At 39.2% G+C, this 15,205-nt stretch carries 16 protein-coding genes; 9 read left to right on the top strand and 7 right to left on the bottom strand.

From position 1 onward, the window contains the following. Positions 1 to 81 precede the first annotated feature (81 nt). Together E4K68_RS01455 and E4K68_RS01460 are read left to right on the top strand one after the other, a co-directional pair. Complete coding sequence (locus E4K68_RS01455) at positions 82 to 537, top strand: MarR family transcriptional regulator (RefSeq protein WP_135376959.1); 456 nt, start codon at positions 82 to 84, stop codon at positions 535 to 537. After that, positions 537 to 2,141, top strand: coding sequence for an MDR family MFS transporter (locus tag E4K68_RS01460; protein WP_135376960.1), 1,605 nt, complete (start codon positions 537 to 539; stop codon positions 2,139 to 2,141). The genes E4K68_RS01455 and E4K68_RS01460 overlap by 1 nt, the downstream gene beginning before the upstream one ends. Positions 2,142 to 2,212: 71 nt before the next feature. On the opposite strand, the gene E4K68_RS01465 is transcribed toward E4K68_RS01460, so the two are convergent. The 4 genes from E4K68_RS01465 to E4K68_RS01480 form a co-directional block, all read right to left on the bottom strand. Beyond that, positions 2,213 to 3,691, bottom strand: coding sequence for a VWA-like domain-containing protein (locus E4K68_RS01465; protein WP_135376961.1), 1,479 nt, complete (start codon positions 3,689 to 3,691; stop codon positions 2,213 to 2,215). A 3-nt stretch (positions 3,692 to 3,694) separates the two neighbouring features. Beyond that, on the bottom strand, positions 3,695 to 4,825 hold the full coding sequence (locus E4K68_RS01470) for an ATP-binding protein (protein ID WP_135376962.1): 1,131 nt from the start codon (positions 4,823 to 4,825) through the stop codon (positions 3,695 to 3,697). 12 nt (positions 4,826 to 4,837) lie between these two features. After that, on the bottom strand, positions 4,838 to 5,641 hold the full coding sequence (locus E4K68_RS01475) for a hypothetical protein (protein ID WP_135376963.1): 804 nt from the start codon (positions 5,639 to 5,641) through the stop codon (positions 4,838 to 4,840). Positions 5,642 to 5,715: 74 nt separating this feature from the next. After that, positions 5,716 to 6,417, bottom strand: coding sequence for a class I SAM-dependent methyltransferase (locus E4K68_RS01480; protein ID WP_135376964.1), 702 nt, complete (start codon positions 6,415 to 6,417; stop codon positions 5,716 to 5,718). A gap of 249 nt (positions 6,418 to 6,666) precedes the next feature. Here E4K68_RS01480 and E4K68_RS01485 point away from each other — a divergent pair, with 249 nt between their 5' ends. The 3 genes from E4K68_RS01485 (at position 6,667) to E4K68_RS01495 (ending at position 10,555) form a co-directional block, all read left to right on the top strand. After that, positions 6,667 to 7,074 carry a molybdenum cofactor biosynthesis protein MoaE gene (locus tag E4K68_RS01485; protein ID WP_135376965.1) on the top strand — a complete coding sequence of 136 codons (408 nt, stop codon included), beginning with the start codon at positions 6,667 to 6,669 and terminating at the stop codon, positions 7,072 to 7,074. 181 nt (positions 7,075 to 7,255) lie between these two features. Continuing rightward, positions 7,256 to 7,480, top strand: a complete 225-nt coding sequence (locus E4K68_RS01490) for a hypothetical protein (protein WP_135376966.1) — start codon at positions 7,256 to 7,258, stop codon at positions 7,478 to 7,480. 837 nt (positions 7,481 to 8,317) lie between these two features. Beyond that, positions 8,318 to 10,555 (top strand): excinuclease ABC subunit UvrA, encoded by a 2,238-nt coding sequence (locus E4K68_RS01495; RefSeq protein ID WP_135376967.1) that lies wholly within the window; start codon positions 8,318 to 8,320, stop codon positions 10,553 to 10,555. A 197-nt stretch (positions 10,556 to 10,752) separates the two neighbouring features. Here the strand turns inward: E4K68_RS01495 and E4K68_RS21325 are convergent, their stop codons facing one another. Beyond that, positions 10,753 to 10,884, bottom strand: coding sequence for a hypothetical protein (locus tag E4K68_RS21325; protein WP_282432949.1), 132 nt, complete (start codon positions 10,882 to 10,884; stop codon positions 10,753 to 10,755). Positions 10,885 to 11,744: 860 nt separating this feature from the next. Between E4K68_RS21325 and E4K68_RS01500 the strand changes: the two genes are divergently transcribed. Further along, complete coding sequence (locus E4K68_RS01500; RefSeq protein ID WP_135376968.1) at positions 11,745 to 11,912, top strand: aspartyl-phosphate phosphatase Spo0E family protein; 168 nt, start codon at positions 11,745 to 11,747, stop codon at positions 11,910 to 11,912. Positions 11,913 to 12,224: 312 nt separating this feature from the next. Here E4K68_RS01500 and E4K68_RS01505 read toward each other — a convergent pair whose 3' ends face one another. After that, positions 12,225 to 12,476, bottom strand: coding sequence for an adenylate cyclase (locus E4K68_RS01505; RefSeq protein WP_135376969.1), 252 nt, complete (start codon positions 12,474 to 12,476; stop codon positions 12,225 to 12,227). Positions 12,477 to 12,549: 73 nt separating this feature from the next. Continuing rightward, positions 12,550 to 12,969 carry a hypothetical protein gene (locus E4K68_RS01510; protein WP_135376970.1) on the bottom strand — a complete coding sequence of 140 codons (420 nt, stop codon included), beginning with the start codon at positions 12,967 to 12,969 and terminating at the stop codon, positions 12,550 to 12,552. 158 nt (positions 12,970 to 13,127) lie between these two features. Here E4K68_RS01510 and gmtX point away from each other — a divergent pair, with 158 nt between their 5' ends. The 3 genes from gmtX to E4K68_RS01520 all read left to right on the top strand — a co-directional run bounded on the left by gmtX (position 13,128) and on the right by E4K68_RS01520 (position 14,980). Next, the gene (gene gmtX, locus E4K68_RS20915; RefSeq protein WP_282432950.1) at positions 13,128 to 13,349 is read left to right on the top strand and encodes a gamma-mobile-trio protein GmtX; all 222 of its coding nucleotides are present in this window, start codon (positions 13,128 to 13,130) and stop codon (positions 13,347 to 13,349) included. A 147-nt stretch (positions 13,350 to 13,496) separates the two neighbouring features. Further along, positions 13,497 to 13,997 carry a hypothetical protein gene (locus tag E4K68_RS01515; RefSeq protein ID WP_135376971.1) on the top strand — a complete coding sequence of 167 codons (501 nt, stop codon included), beginning with the start codon at positions 13,497 to 13,499 and terminating at the stop codon, positions 13,995 to 13,997. Between the two features lie 395 nt (positions 13,998 to 14,392). Then, a complete protein-coding gene (locus E4K68_RS01520; protein ID WP_135376972.1) occupies positions 14,393 to 14,980 on the top strand; it encodes a GrpB family protein in 588 nt (195 codons plus the stop codon). Positions 14,981 to 15,205 lie beyond the last annotated feature (225 nt).

A 15,205-nucleotide genomic window follows, 5' to 3' on the forward strand; every position in this document is an offset into this window, starting at 1 on the left:
TAGTTTCCAGAAGTTTACTAATGAAATTATCATCAAAATGCCATATACTTGAGCAAGTAAAGTATTGAGGTGGTAAAACAAATGGATCATTTATTTCAAGAACAAGCCCAAGAGTTACTGAAGATTTTCTCGCAATTTAAACGGTCAAGTGGGCAACAACCTTTTTCTAAGCTTGGGATCAAACCCAGTGAATTTTATTTGCTTCACTTGCTTATAGAGCATGGTGACGATCCATCCTTAGGCATGAGGGTTACCGAGATTAGTGAAAAGCTTGGGATTACACCTAGTGGCGTTACCCACAGCATTAATTCACTAGAAAAGAATGGGTTTATTGAACGATTAGCCGACCCAAAGGATCGACGGATCGTATTGGTCAGGGCTACGGAGAAAAGTAAGAAAATCATCAAACAGCTCTATGCTGAGCGAGTCCAATTTATTGAAGGTTTAGTGACTTTTTTAGGAGAGAGTGATAGCAAAGAATTCATTCGACTATTTTCAAAAGCCCTCGATTATTTTAAAGAAAGCAGGAAGAAGTAATGGAAACGAATCGGAAACGCAGTATTTTAATTCTTGGATTACTCTTAGGGATGTTCTTTGCAAGTTTGGATCAGACAATCGTGGGGACCGCCATGCCCCGAGTCGTTTCAGATTTGCAAGGGTTAAATATCTTTGTGTGGGTAACAACGGCCTATATGTTAAGCTCGACGACCGTTGTACCAATTGCAGGTAAATTAGCGGATATTTTTGGTCGCCGTATCATGTACGTCTCGGGTATTGTGATCTTTATGGTGGGGTCGGCGTTATCTGGACAAGCACATTCTATGACGTCGTTAATCTTATCCCGTGCTCTTCAAGGTGTGGGCGGTGGAATCATGATGCCAATGGCCATGACCATTGTTGGAGATATATTTCCGCCAGCTCAAAGGGGTAAATGGCAAGGAATCATGGGCGCTCTATTTGGCCTTTCTTCTATAGTTGGTCCAACCATCGGAGGTTGGATTGTCGACCATTCTTCTTGGCGTTGGGTATTTTATATTAACATTCCCGTTGGGATACTAGCTGCGGCCACGATCTTTGTGGGTCTCTCCGGTGAACAACGCGCAAAAGAGAAAGCCATCACCATTGATTATGCGGGAGTTGTGTCGCTCATTTTTGGAGTCGTGCCCCTATTACTGGGTTTAAGTCTGGGCGGGAGAGACTATCCCTGGGGCTCTTGGCAAATCCTGACCCTCTTTGCAACGGCAATCATCTTCTTAAGTGCCTTTGTGATGGTTGAGAAAAAAGCCGCCGACCCGATCTTAAGTCTGCATTTATTTGAGAACAAAGTATTTACTACGGTTAATATTGTTGGTTTTCTCATGGGCTTTGGTATGTTTGGAGCGATTATGTTCTTACCCTTGTATCTCCAAGGTGTACTGGGCGTAAGCGCAACATCCTCAGGCAATACCATGATTCCGATGATGGCGGCCATGATGATAACAAGTATTTTGGGGGGCAAACTCGTCACTAGAATTCAGTTCCGCGTACAGCTCGCCCTGGGAATGGCCATTATGGCCATTGGGTTCTACTTGATGAGTACCATGAATGTTAGCACGAGTCAATTAACGGCGATCGTTAACATTATTGTCTTAGGATTAGGAATGGGCTTAGTGATGCCAACGCTGACAATTGCAGTCCAGAGTGTCTTTCCTCCCTCTGAAAGAGGGGTTGTTACCGCTGCAACTCAATTCTTTCGTAGTATTGGAAGCACCCTTGGGATGACGATTCTCGGAGTGGTTATGAATCAATACTCGGCAAGTTCTTTAAGAGGAAACTTTTTACCAACGGTTCAAGCGATTCCTGGTATCCAAGCAAGCCCTTTTGCGGGTATGCTTGCAAAGGCTGAAACTGATCCACAAGGGTTATTTAATATGCTGCTTAGTCCTGATGCTCTAAAAAGCATTCCTCAACCGTTACAACAAATCATGATGCCTCCGTTGAAATTAGCCTTAGCAAACTCTCTGCATTATGTGTTTCTAGTAGCAATGGGTATTGTATTTATTGGGACCTGCGTTAGTTTGTTTATGGGAGATGCAAGAATTGAGGTCGAAGGAAATTCAAAAACAAGGGTCAAACTGGAACCTGACTTGAATCATGCTTAAATCAAAAGGCCATTGCAACGAATGCAATGGCCTTTTCAATTGGTTTAAAAAGGCGAATGGGGTAGGTTGCCTTAAACATGCATTCCTTCCTGGTCATTCATTGAAAATCCATCTCTTTTAACATCATTGATATTTAATGAATCATCGTTTGCTACAATATTCTTAAGTTTTTTAACGGCCCCATAAGCTTCTTTTAATGAAAGCTTATCACCTCTCCCGGAAATAACCCATAACGTTTTATACCCCTTAGGTATTGTTAGAAGCTTATCTTCACCTTTGCCATCCGTAAAATAGACTAACAAATTAACCTTGTGATGATTGGCATATTCAAAAACCGGGGTAAACCGGGTGCCTCCTCTGATGTTAATTCGATCGTTTATGTCCTTTGCCGATTTGACGTTATACACACGTCTGATTTCACTGTCACATTCTACAATCGTAAGTTCATGATTATAGTTTTTAACGATATCCAGGACTTCTTTAATGGCTTGATGAAATTCTTGATCACTAATGCTGCCGCTGATGTCAAGGGCAACAACAATGTTTGCTTTATGACTCCTGAGTTGACCTCGTAAATCTAATCGATCGGGCTGTCTTCTATTTCTTCTGGTGATCGTCTTCTTTTTATGGCTTTCAACCGTTCCCATCAATTTCTTAAGATATAAATTCCAAGGCAATTCACCTCTGCTGTTTTTAAGGGAGGAAATCATGCTTTCTAAATAGTTTGGAATGCTGCCTTTTTGAGCATGACTAATAAACTTCTCCGTAAATTTTTGAAGAGTTTTTTCATCGATATCACTGGAATCTTCCCAAAGGTCATGGGCTTTTTCAGGATGATACTCTGTTTCTATGGTTTCGTCCTGATCACGATCAGGGGTACCGCCGTTAGCAGTCCCGGTTTTATCTTTGCTATCATCAGTGTCATCACTATCATCAGTATCACGTTCATCGGCAGCATCCTCATCTGCTTCCAGCAGGTCCAGGGCAGTTTGAATCCCTTCTAGATAATACTCGAAAGGTTTAAAGGGCAAGAGTTTTAAAGAATACTTTAGATTGACCCATTCTAAGGTCACAGCGTAGGGGGGGAGATGATCTAAATAAGTATTGACGACGACATTCATGGCCATATTGATGGCTAAGGTGCTGTAGTCAGCCTGGAATTCTTTGGCTCTTATTAAATGTAGGGATACTATATGGAGTATTTCGTGTTTAATCGTACTTTCCATTTGTTTGAGATTTAGATTTAAAAAAATGATGGGGTTAAAATGTAGAACATACTTAGCCCCTTTAAAATTCACAGCAGTAGGGCTGCTGATATCAAAGCGGATTTCTCTGGACATTTGCATCAAAAAATAGCCATAGAAATTATCTTTGTCTTCCATAAGACTTAAGCTTACTTGATCGACAAGGCTGAAAAACTCTTTTGTAAACGATTTGGGTATAGTTACCTTGGCCTGTGCATCGTTGCGTTTTGCTTTTAAATAAGTCTTGAAAATAATATCTGTTTTTTCGATTAGCTCTTGAACTTGGTTATCAAAAAAAGTTTCCATAGATTAGGACCTGATTAAACGATAAGCTTCAAAATAGGATGCGATGAACGCTTCATTTTCTAGGGCGTGTTTGTATACTTCAGGATAACTGTTTTTAATATCCTTCATGAGGCCTATCTTTAAATCGACAGGATATAGGTTCAAAAACTCAATCAGCGTCTCTATATAAAACTTAGAATCCTCTCGATCATATAAGATAGTTGCTTCTAAGTCTTTGAGAATATTCTTGGCGGATAGATAAAGCCTGGTATGGCTTTCGTTTTTTACTTTGTCTCTGATCGATTCAGGAAGAGAATTTTCTGAAAAAACATCTTGATAGGCTATGAGTGAACGATGATCGGCTTCCACAAAGCTCACGAGCTCTTCGGCTATTAATCGCCCGACATTTCCTTTGACAACATTTAAAAACACGGAGCGAGGTATCGAAGATTTTTTCTCCTGATACATTTTATAACTGCTGGAAATTCGCTCGTAACTTCTGGGGGTTGCTCTTAGATCATCCTCGTTGATCTTATGCAAATAATCGGGGAAAGTGGAGATAAACTCGATAACCTTTTGCTCAATTCCGGCATCGATAGCCCAATCCAGCCACTGATGATAATCTGGCTCCATAGATAACCAGACAAATCGATTTTCTTGGGCGGCGTCCATATCGACGACTTGATAATCAAAATCCGAACCATATTTGCTGGAAGGATTCATAGCGGCTAATATCTTTACACCTTCAGGTAACTTATAGCCATTAATTTCTCGATTAAGGACTAAATTCATAAGTTCCTGCTGGACGGTATGTTCACAGCGATTGATCTCGTCGATAAATAACAGAACGATTTTTCCTTGAGATGTTTCTTCATCAATTTCCCTGAGCTTATGATGAACAGCATAGACTGTCGCTTTCTTTTCAACCTGAGCTTCTTTATCATTGACGCCTACATAAGATTCTATCGTTGGCAGACCCCCTATTTCACCTTCCTTAAGGAGATTCCCATTGATGACAATTAAACTCCAATGGTTTTGTTGAGCAATTTCCTTGGCTAACGCTGTTTTTCCGATTCCGCTTTCCCCGACGATTAAGGGGACTTCTCCAGTCGATAGTACTAAGTCAACACTTTTTAAGGTGTCTGCAAAATTCATGATGTCTCACTCCTATAGCATCTTCAGCTTCTCATCGACCGCTATTTTTTTTGCCTTTTTACTGCCATATTTATAAATAAACATGAGCTTGTCCATGGGCATCAGGTCGCTTTCTTTATTAATATAACGGCAATTTAAAAAGTCCCTAACATATTTTTCTTCAACATCTTCATTAGCTAAGGATTCCTTTAACACTTGTTCTAATTCATCGGTAGAGACTTCGTTCATGACATAGTTAATCACTAAACTATTGACTTTCAAAAACTCTAAGATTTTAGGTCGATCTAAATCCTTGATAAAGGTAATAGCCCTCTCATTATTCTTAATCGCCAGAAGCTCGGCATGATGGCTAGGAGAATTGATATATCTTAAGGCGTCATAACTGATTTTTACAGCCTCTTCTTGGACACATTCGCAAGGTTCTTTAAAAAACTTTATGGAATCGTAATTTTTCCGTATAGCTAATAATTGCAATTCCTCACTTGGATTCTTAACATATTTAATAGCCCAGCCAGCTTGATTGATCGCTAACTTGATTAACTCATCGCTTGGATTTTTAATGTACTCTAAGTTAACCCAGCCATCATTGATCGCTTTGATCATCATATCTTCTGTAGGGTTATTTATAAATTGAATCGCTCGACCATTATTGTCTAAAGCTAATTTCTGCATCTCCTCAGTTGGATTTTCTATATATTTTAAGGTGAGTCCATTTTGTTTAACTGCCAATAACTTTATCTCATCTGTAGGATTATTTATATAGGCTATAGCATTGGGATTATTCTTTATCATTGTAATTAGCTTTTCCTTTTCCATAATGTTACTTTCCTTCTGTTATTGTTTTTATGATTGCTTAGTATTATTAACATTAATATATCTTTTAAGTTAATCTAAATAGTATTGCCCTTTACCCACTTTGCCACCACAAATCCAGGATTTCCTTCTCTTTTATCCTCGATAGCTAGGGCCTCAGCTGTTGTTTGAACATTTGGTGGGAAGAAAAGACATTCTCCAATTTCGACAGCTCCGCCGATTTGCCAGGAACATATTTCCTCTTTGGTATAAAGGGTAGCACGGGCGAAGACAGAAGTGGGGTTGTTACGAACTGCCTCCGCATAGTATTCACTCCAGGCACTCATGCCGGCGATGAGGCCGATCATCATACAGCCCCTAGACTTTAAACGATTAAAAAGTTTTTGCAAGACGTTTTCCGGTTTAGGTACGAATTCAAAAGCGGTCATGGAAAAAATCCCATCATAGGTTTCAAGTTGATCTAGAATTTCTGTAATATCCGCATTCCACCAGTGAACAGGCTTAGCTTTTGAGTTGTTTTCCTCAATGGTCGCTATTTTCTTTTTGGCCAGAGCCATCATTTCACTGGAAATATCCATAGCAGTGACCTCATATCCCTCTTGCACAAGCAAGCTGGTATATTGTCCAGTACCACATCCGATCTCAAGAACCTTTGGCCCTGGTGCTTTAAACATGGACTGGGCCAGGTGACGTTCAACTTGATCAGATACTGATCCAAGCTCAGTATCATACCAGGAATCATAATGTGTAGCTACGTGGTCAAAAAGTGCTTCGTTCATTCGCAATCACCCTCATGTTCCTATTTCCTATTTTTATCTATAACTTTCTACTTTTTGCTTTGTAATTCCTTCTTTACTAGGTCTTCGACTTTTTTTGCTATTTTCTAATATCCTGGAAGGGAATAAACAAATCACGCGGAAATATTAAAGGATAACTCGGAAAATAAAGATTAGTGTCTAAAATGCCTCCCTATCGGAAAAGCAAATAACAATAGGACTGTGAATGGCAAATGAGGAGTGTATTAGTTTATGATTAATGGAAAAATGAAAAAACTATTGCCATCAATCGATGTATGGCTCAAAGAAGCAAAAACTGATCCAGCGGCTTTACAGGAAGGGATGTTCTTAGTTCATAATGGCGTTGTGCGCCAAACGCCCAAAGCCAAGGTACGCCAAGGAATTGATGACGGTTCGATGGTGAAGGGAATGGAATTTGCTTATGATGCGGCAAAGGTTGATGCGGCGATTATTGAAACCTATAAGATGGACGGTATTTTCCATGTCAGGGTTTGGCTTAATGAAGGCCAGCTTGAACTTGGCGACGACATAATGTTTGTGCTGATAGGCGGCGACATTAGACCACATGTTGTTGATGCCCTGCAATTCCTGGTTGAAAAGATTAAAAGCGAATGTGTTACTGAAATTGAACAAAAATAGTAATTATTTTTGGGGGCACAATATGAGCTGAACGCGGAAGAGCGGTCCAAGGAAGAAGCGTTCGAATATGTTTATAAACCGTGCGTCTATGCGGGACGTCCATGAAAACAAAATCAAGATGAATGATGCGGTTTCGAAGTTGCTTAAAGAGTTCGGCATCTTCAGCGAGGCCCCTTATTAGATGACGATTACGCTTTTCCAGAGCATGATTGAGGGCAGAAAATATACTCGCCGTGCCAACACTGAAATCACTCATTATTTCATTGAGCATATTGGTCTTGACTACGGCAAGAACGCTCTGACGAATGCGTTACGCCCAACGCAGGAAAATATACAGTATTACTATGAGCAGACTGGCAACAAGTCGAATAGTATACGAGAACATCGGTTGGATTTTCCAGGGTAACCCTAAATATTACGATATTATCGGTGTAGTAACCGACCTGGATGTCCTAACGTGGAGCACAAAACAGATGCGGAATCTTTCAGCTCAAATTAATGACATATGTCTAAATAGCCCTAATGTGCGTTTGTAAAATACTATATTTTTTAAACTCAACTAATAGTGTTTTAGAGGTTTCGCAGAAAGAGTTAGGAGATCTACTTGGAATACATCGTGTAACATAAACCATATATTTAATGATCTTAAGGATAAAGGCATTATCGAATCTCAGAAGTGTAAAAAGAGAATTAACGTTTTAGACATTGAGAAACTATTCGAGCAAATTAGACTTGAAGAGCAAGAAATAGAATAGAAATATAGATAATTACCCAAACTCATCAGATAAAGCACAGGGGAGAATCGCCCTGTGCTTTATTTTGAGGGTGTGTTATCGATGAAGATATTGAAAATAATGCAGGAATTCGTGCTCTGTTTTTGATAGTATCTACTTAATAAAGAGATCATTCTAAGTCGTCCGAAATATTAAAAAGGATCTCTTTGTTTATGAAAGATATCACAGAAACTAGAAGAATACATGGGAAGACAACTCGTCCCCCTAGAGCCAGTAAAGCGGAAAGATTATTAAATTTTTAAGGCCGGGAGGGATTATAAGTATAATTTTTGGTGAAGAACTTCATAATGTAATTCAGGATATTGAAGAGTGGGATCTAAGTGCGCTTACACATAGATTTCGCAAAAGTACAAACTTACGAAATTCCACGACCCCCTTGTCTTTAGGGAGTCCTCCGCATTTCTAATGGCTGTTAAGGCTTGAAAATATTCTATATAAAGGAGACCAAAATGGAACACGAGTATATCGAAATAGTAGGTGCACGAGAGAATAATTTAAAGAATATCAGTTTGAAAATTCCGAAGAAGAAGATAACGATTTTTACTGGAGTGTCAGGGTCGGGCAAGTCATCGATTGTATTTGAAACGATTGCCCAGGAAGCTGGCCGGCAATTGAATGAAACCTTTAGCAAATTTATTCAAGGTTTTTTACCTAAGTATGGTCATCCGGATGTTGATGCAATTGAAAACCTATCATTAGCGATTATTGTTGATCAAAAAAGAATAGGCGGTAACTCACGTTCAACTCTCGGCACAATAACGGATATCAATCCATTACTCAGGCTGCTGTTTTCACGAATCGGGCAGCCGCATATAGGCCCTTCCTATTATTTTTCATTTAATGACCCAAATGGAATGTGCAAGACATGTGAGGGTATCGGCAGGATTGTTACGCTTGATCTTGACAAAGCGTTGGATAAAGAAAAGTCGTTAAACGAGGGAGCGATTTTGTTGCCGGGCTTTACACCTGGCACATGGCAGTGGAAAATGTATGCCGCAACCGGCTTTTTTGATTGTGATAAAAAAATTAAGGATTATTCGCAAGAGGAATACGACAAGCTTGTATATTGTAAACCGGAAAAAATCAAATCGGCGATCGTTGAAGGAATGAACTCCACCTATGCAGGGCTTGTTGAGAAATTCATAAGTCAGAACATCAAAACCGAGTTTGAAAAATCAGAGGCATCAAAGAAGAAAATTGCTCCGTTTATAACTGAAAAGCAGTGCCATGATTGCGGGGGCAAACGATATAACGAAAGTATTTTATCGTCGAAAATCATGGGATATTCAATTACGGATTTTACGGCTCTGCAGGTGGATAAGCTCATGGAATTAATACAAAAAGTTAATGATACTAACGTAAAACCGATTATTAAAAATCTGACTGAGCGATTGAACGATTTAATTCAAATAGGGCTTGCTTATGTAAGCTTGGATAGGGAAACTTCCACATTATCCGGCGGCGAATCACAACGTGTTAAAATGGTCAAGCACCTTACAAGCAGCTTGACGGATGTAATGTATATTTTTGATGAGCCAAGCATCGGATTACACCCCAGAGATGTGCACAGGCTTAACGAACTGCTGGTAAAATTACGGGATAAAGGCAATACGGTGATTGTGGTTGAGCATGATCCTGATGTGATAAAGATTGCCGATTATATTGTTGATATTGGGCCTAAAGCTGGTACAAACGGCGGTAGGATCATGTTTGAGGGCGGCTATAGCGACCTTCTGAAAGCCGAAACACTTACAGGCGAATATATTGGAAGGAGCCTGCCGATTAAGAGTAAGCCCAGGACAAGTAATGATTTCTTTGAAACGAAAAAGAGTAGTTTACACAATTTGAAAAATGTCAGTTTAAGAATCCCGAAAGGTCTATTCACTGTTGTTACAGGAGTTGCCGGTTCGGGCAAGTCTACGCTTGTTAATGGTGTCTTTGCGAAGGAATATAAAGATGCCATCATTATCGACCAGTCCGCAGTCAGCGCAAATTTGCGGTCAAATCCGGCGACCTTTACTGGAATAATGGATCATATACGTAAATTATTTGCTGATGAAAATAAGGTAAGCGCCGGATTGTTCAGTTATAATTCAGAGGGCGCATGTGAGGCATGTAAAGGGCGGGGTTATATAGAAACAGATCTTTCCTTTATGGATTCGGTTGAAACCCTCTGTGAGGAATGCGGCGGCAAACGGTTTAAGTATGAGGTTTTGGAGTATAAGTATAATGGCAGGTCGATTGCTGAAGTGCTTGAAATGACAATTGCAGAAGCCGTTGACTTTTTTATACAAAAAGAAATTAAAAACAAGCTAAAGTATATAGTTGATGTCGGCCTTCATTACATGACGCTGGGACAGCCGTTAGACACCCTTTCCGGCGGAGAGTGTCAACGCTTAAAGCTTGCCAAGGAATTAAGCAAAAAGGGCAACATCTATATCATGGACGAGCCTACAACTGGTTTGCATATGTCCGATATTACCGGCATTTTGACCATTGTTGACCGTCTTGTTGACAAGGGCAACACAGTTATCGTCATAGAACACAACCTCGATGTAATTCGTAATGCCGACTGGATTATTGACGTAGGTGTTGAGGGCGGCAGCAGAGGCGGACAGGTTCTTTTTGAAGGAATACCTGGTAACTTGAGAAACTGCAACGAGTCAATTACTGCAAAATACTTGTAAACGAGTGGGAGTTTAGTCAGAAAATTATTCAATCCCGATAAAATTATCTTATCTTATCGAGCGGCAAGAAAGGGAATAAGTCCAAATATAAGATTAACTCCTTCTACATAAAATATTCCATCATCGTACATGGGTAAGCTCCGCAAATTCTATTTACCATAAAGGGGGAGCTTTTAAAGCTCCCCCCTTATCTATTATTAGAAGATCACGCCTAAAGCGATAAGGATCAGGATTGCAACTGCGATAATTGCTACGCCTGCTCCTGTGCCGACAACAGGGGGAGGACAACATACCGGGGGAGGACAACACGCTCTACCCATTCCATACATAAAAAGTTCCTCCTTTCAATTTAGAATACGATTCCCATTGCAATAAGCAGAAGAATAATCACGACTACAATTGCGATTCCTTCTCCAAAATGGTGTCTTGGTCTGCAACTATCATCTACATCAACACCGCCGAATGCCATTTGCATTTCCTCCTTTGTTAAGAGATAGTACATAATATGCATAAATTGGGTAGAATGTAACTAAATGACAGAAACATAACTCCTGACAAGTTGGTTTAATGATGGGTAATTTGTAAGGGTGGTTTAAGTGTTTTTTGTGGAGGATGTAGAAAGGAGAGCTTAGTCGCTCTCCTTTTTTGTTGTGTGCCCAACATAGGCGCTTACTAGTCGATGCAAGTCCGATACGGGGGTTGATTTCCTTTAGTGTCTCGAAATAGAATATTGCTCCGGGCAAAGTGTATCAAACCAAACCAAAAAATAATTTAACTGAAATTAAATTAAACTAGGATTGATGAAAAAGTGTAAATAACGAAGACCTAACCGTATGAAAATGACTTCTAATTCCGAATAGAAATAGAGCTATGGATGAAGTATCGAAGTAGTCTGATAATAGGCATGAATATTGCATAGAATATCTGCTATGGCATCCCTCCTCAATGTACCCTCACAACTGGCCTCATCGGAAACGGTGGGGGCCCTTTTTCATATTCCGGCAAAACATTACCTTTTATAAAGTTAATACAGTTATGTAGTAAGAGAATATCCGAGTGCGCAATTTAGGTATTGAAACGAGGTTTTCTAGTGAAACTCACAACCTATGAACGAAAAACTAAGATCACGAATGCAAAAAATGCAACTGTATGCGGGCTACTAATCCCCGACTAACAGGGAGGGATATGCGTGTCCGAAGAATTAATCAAGCAAATCGAAGAATTACGCTTAAACATGATTAGGATTAAAGAAGGTAAATCTTATACGGATCCAGAAGTCCTAGCAGCAAGTCAAGAGTTGGATGCTATTTTAGATAAGTACCAAGAAGTGATGCTGAAAAAGGCGGATAAGTATTAGAAAAAAAAGAAACCCTCGGCGGGTCTCTTTTTTTTGCCATTTTATCACCATACATATTTCTTATGCTAGTCTATTTCTATCATTTATGTAAGCCAAGGTGCTGATAAATTGATTTTAAAATTGTTATGTCATGTCCAAGACTTTGAGCGTCGTACTGATCAGGTATGCCTCGGGCATATAACCAAGATGCGTTGTTTGCTAATTTAGTATTCAGATTTTAAAAAAATAGAAAAATACTAAAAGCTTTGGTTTTAGTACGGGTTACTTGCCGTACTGGGAAAACTCCTGGGATTCCTTTGATTAAGCGACCAATTATTCTGACAGAACTTTCAAAGCATCATCTAGAGCAAGGAGATATTGTGGTGGCAAGTCCTTAACCAATTCCCGGATTTGTTTAAAGGTCTTGCGATGTGCATCAAGAGCCTGAGCATCTTGCGGGTAACAAGAGTCCACCAAACTGACTAGTGCTTCAGCCTCTTTGGAATGCCCATGCTGGCTCAGATAGTCATAAAGAGGAAGGGCAAATTTGAACACATCATTGGTCGTTTTAATCGTAAAAGACATTCTGGTAACCTCCACTACAATCATATTAATTTAAAAGTTACTTGGATATTTGAGTACGGGTGTTACTTTTTATCTAAGTATTTAAAACATTTCCCTTTTTATAAAAGAGTAGGAAAAGGAAATAGCCTGAAGCAAAAAGGTTAATGTATCCAATAGTAAAAACAATCCTAAGTACCAAATTGGGATTAAATAACTGAAAGAATAATCCCAAACCATTCATATATGAAAAAATAACATTCGAAAAATAAAATAAAAACTCCATTAATAAAAAGGCAATCATTAGCCAATAGCCACCCTTTTTATGCTTAATAAGCAGTATATACGCAATTAGAAAAAGAGCTAAAACTAATCCCATAGGTAAATTCACCAACTTCTTTAAATCAGAAGTTTTATGATAATATAGTTGAAAAAAATAAGGTATTTGGGCAATAAAATTTACTATGGTTATCCAAAATAATACTTTTATCTGACCATTTGCATCCTTGTTCCACATAACGTTAGAACCTCCATGATTTATAGGATTCTTTCTTTATCTCTCATCCTACTTCGCAAGTATCCTGCGAATGCGAAATATCATAGTGATATTTTACCATTTGAACCTTTAGGAAACAAATTTTTTACCGAAGAAAGACAAACACACTATATAGGGTTGTGGTCCACTTAAGCCCCACTGTGGAGATAGCTCCAAGAAAGCATAATCTCTTACCCTCAGAAGTTGAGGCGTTGCAACAAGCCATTTCTAATGACTTCATGAAAGATCAGGGTTGGTCATCTGACGAACAAGGCCGCATTAAGAATAATAAGGGTCGAACTATTTTTAAACCGGGATTCGTGACTCCTATCCAAAAAACACTTGAGAATAACGAGAAATAAAGGAATACCCATAGTTCATGAAAACGATTGTATAATCCTGTAATAACACATTTGTAGGATAATTGGAAGTTCACTAAATGGGAGTTTAGCGAATGAAAAAGGGAATTTCTAAAAAAGAATAATATATTTGCAGAATGCAAAAACTAAATGAAAAATGAAATGGGTGATATTGTGACAATAGATTCAAATTTAATATTTTGGCCTGGTTTAGCTATTGTATTTGGTATACCAACTTTTATATTTATCCCGAAAGAACAATATAAGAAGTTTCTGATTTTCGGATTTGTTCTTGGTGGAGTAGTGGATGTTATGACTATTGTCATTATTGGAAATATGTTAGGAGCATTTTCATATATTGCAGGCCCGCTTGAAGCATTTGGAATCCCAGTGTTTATACCAATAGCCTTCACATTTGTTTGGATGCTTTTTTTATACTTTTTGCCAGTAAGAGTCGAATTTCTAATACCTTACGTTGCAGGATTTGTTGGTTTCGCAGTGATGTTAGGGTTTATTCAGCAAAATCTGGGTTATTTCAAATTTGGTCAAGGTACTATTCAATCTGTAATATCGCAAATCATATCATTTGGCATATGGTTTTCAGTTTCTGCATTAATCTATCGAATTTATAATAAGAAACTTCCTGCTTGAACAACTTCGCTAAAGACCCATATTTTGAACGTATCTTTGAAACTTTTAACTTCTAGTTATTCTTATACCCATCAGTATAAATGCCGTCCCACTTCTTATTCAGTGTCGGACGGCATTTGTTGTAAATATAATTAGTCTCTAAAATCGAATAATATACAGTAATTGAATACATTCCAACTTATTCCAATGTTAAATATCAACACATAGGGGGAATTGAGCCCTCGTCATGAAGTAAACTTTGCATAAGCCAGTGTAAGTAATGTTTCAAACTTACGATGATAGACATTCGCACCCTTTCATCCTACTTCCGCTAATTCTTAAAAATTGACAAACCTTTTTCGGGAAGCCTATACTTATTGGGCTTAGACGAATACCTATTAATAGGAAGTGGATTTATGCCATCAATGAAGGACCAATACTGCTCTTCAACTATGAACGATGATGATCTTCAGAAGGTCACGGTGGGCAAGCTAAAACCACACAATGCAGCGATCAACCTCGTCGAGTACGACACACATTGGCCTCATCTATTCGAACGGGAAGCTAAGCGTATCATTTCCGCACTTGGAGGCAAGGCATTGCTGGTGGAGCACATCGGCTCAACCTCAGTGCCCGGACTGTGTGCTAAGCCAATCATTGATATACTGCTTGTAGTGGCAGATTCTTCGAACGAATTGTCCTATGTTCCGGCATTGGAGGTAGCCGGTTATACACTGCGCATACGGGAGCCTGAATGGTTCGAGCACCGTGTGTTCAAGGGACCTGATATCGACATTAACCTGCACGTGTTTAGTGAGAGCACATCAGAGGTCGAGCGTATGATACGCTTTCGCGACTGGCTACGTGCCAACAATTCCGACCGGGATAAATACGCGCATACCAAACGCAGTTTGGCTCAACGTGTTTGGCGGCATGTACAGAACTACGCGGATGCCAAAACCTCGATAATCCAGGAGATAATGGACAGAGCGAATTCAGAATGAACATGAAGTCAGTGGCTAAAACTTTTCTTCTTAAAATATAAGAAGAAAAGATAAAGTGAATAGTCGGTATTCTGAGCAATAGCGCCGCACTGCATAAAACAATTGATTCCCGACACTTTGCCAAGATGAAAGCAGAGATGGCGTGTAGGGAATCATCAACGTTAATGCGCATTATTCTTATAAAGCGTAGGCGAAAGCTTGGTGCTATCCATGATGTGACGCATT

It is taken from the genome of Desulfosporosinus sp. Sb-LF, from assembly GCF_004766055.1.
Lineage (GTDB): Bacteria > Bacillota > Desulfitobacteriia > Desulfitobacteriales > Desulfitobacteriaceae > Desulfosporosinus.

Excerpts from the sequence above, each read along its gene's own strand:
- E4K68_RS01455 (WP_135376959.1), top strand. The coding sequence starts at position 82 with ATGGATCATTTATTTCAAGAACAAGCCCAAGAGTTACTGAAGATTTTC.
- E4K68_RS01460 (WP_135376960.1), top strand. The coding sequence starts at position 537 with ATGGAAACGAATCGGAAACGCAGTATTTTAATTCTTGGATTACTCTTA.
- E4K68_RS01465 (WP_135376961.1), bottom strand. The coding sequence starts at position 3,691 with ATGGAAACTTTTTTTGATAACCAAGTTCAAGAGCTAATCGAAAAAACA.
- E4K68_RS01470 (WP_135376962.1), bottom strand. The coding sequence starts at position 4,825 with ATGAATTTTGCAGACACCTTAAAAAGTGTTGACTTAGTACTATCGACT.
- E4K68_RS01475 (WP_135376963.1), bottom strand. The coding sequence starts at position 5,641 with ATGGAAAAGGAAAAGCTAATTACAATGATAAAGAATAATCCCAATGCT.
- E4K68_RS01480 (WP_135376964.1), bottom strand. The coding sequence starts at position 6,417 with ATGAACGAAGCACTTTTTGACCACGTAGCTACACATTATGATTCCTGG.
- E4K68_RS01485 (WP_135376965.1), top strand. The coding sequence starts at position 6,667 with ATGATTAATGGAAAAATGAAAAAACTATTGCCATCAATCGATGTATGG.
- E4K68_RS01490 (WP_135376966.1), top strand. The coding sequence starts at position 7,256 with ATGACGATTACGCTTTTCCAGAGCATGATTGAGGGCAGAAAATATACT.
- E4K68_RS01495 (WP_135376967.1), top strand. The coding sequence starts at position 8,318 with ATGGAACACGAGTATATCGAAATAGTAGGTGCACGAGAGAATAATTTA.
- E4K68_RS21325 (WP_282432949.1), bottom strand. The coding sequence starts at position 10,884 with ATGTATGGAATGGGTAGAGCGTGTTGTCCTCCCCCGGTATGTTGTCCT.
- E4K68_RS01505 (WP_135376969.1), bottom strand. The coding sequence starts at position 12,476 with ATGTCTTTTACGATTAAAACGACCAATGATGTGTTCAAATTTGCCCTT.
- E4K68_RS01510 (WP_135376970.1), bottom strand. The coding sequence starts at position 12,969 with ATGTGGAACAAGGATGCAAATGGTCAGATAAAAGTATTATTTTGGATA.
- E4K68_RS01515 (WP_135376971.1), top strand. The coding sequence starts at position 13,497 with ATGAAAAATGAAATGGGTGATATTGTGACAATAGATTCAAATTTAATA.
- E4K68_RS01520 (WP_135376972.1), top strand. The coding sequence starts at position 14,393 with ATGCCATCAATGAAGGACCAATACTGCTCTTCAACTATGAACGATGAT.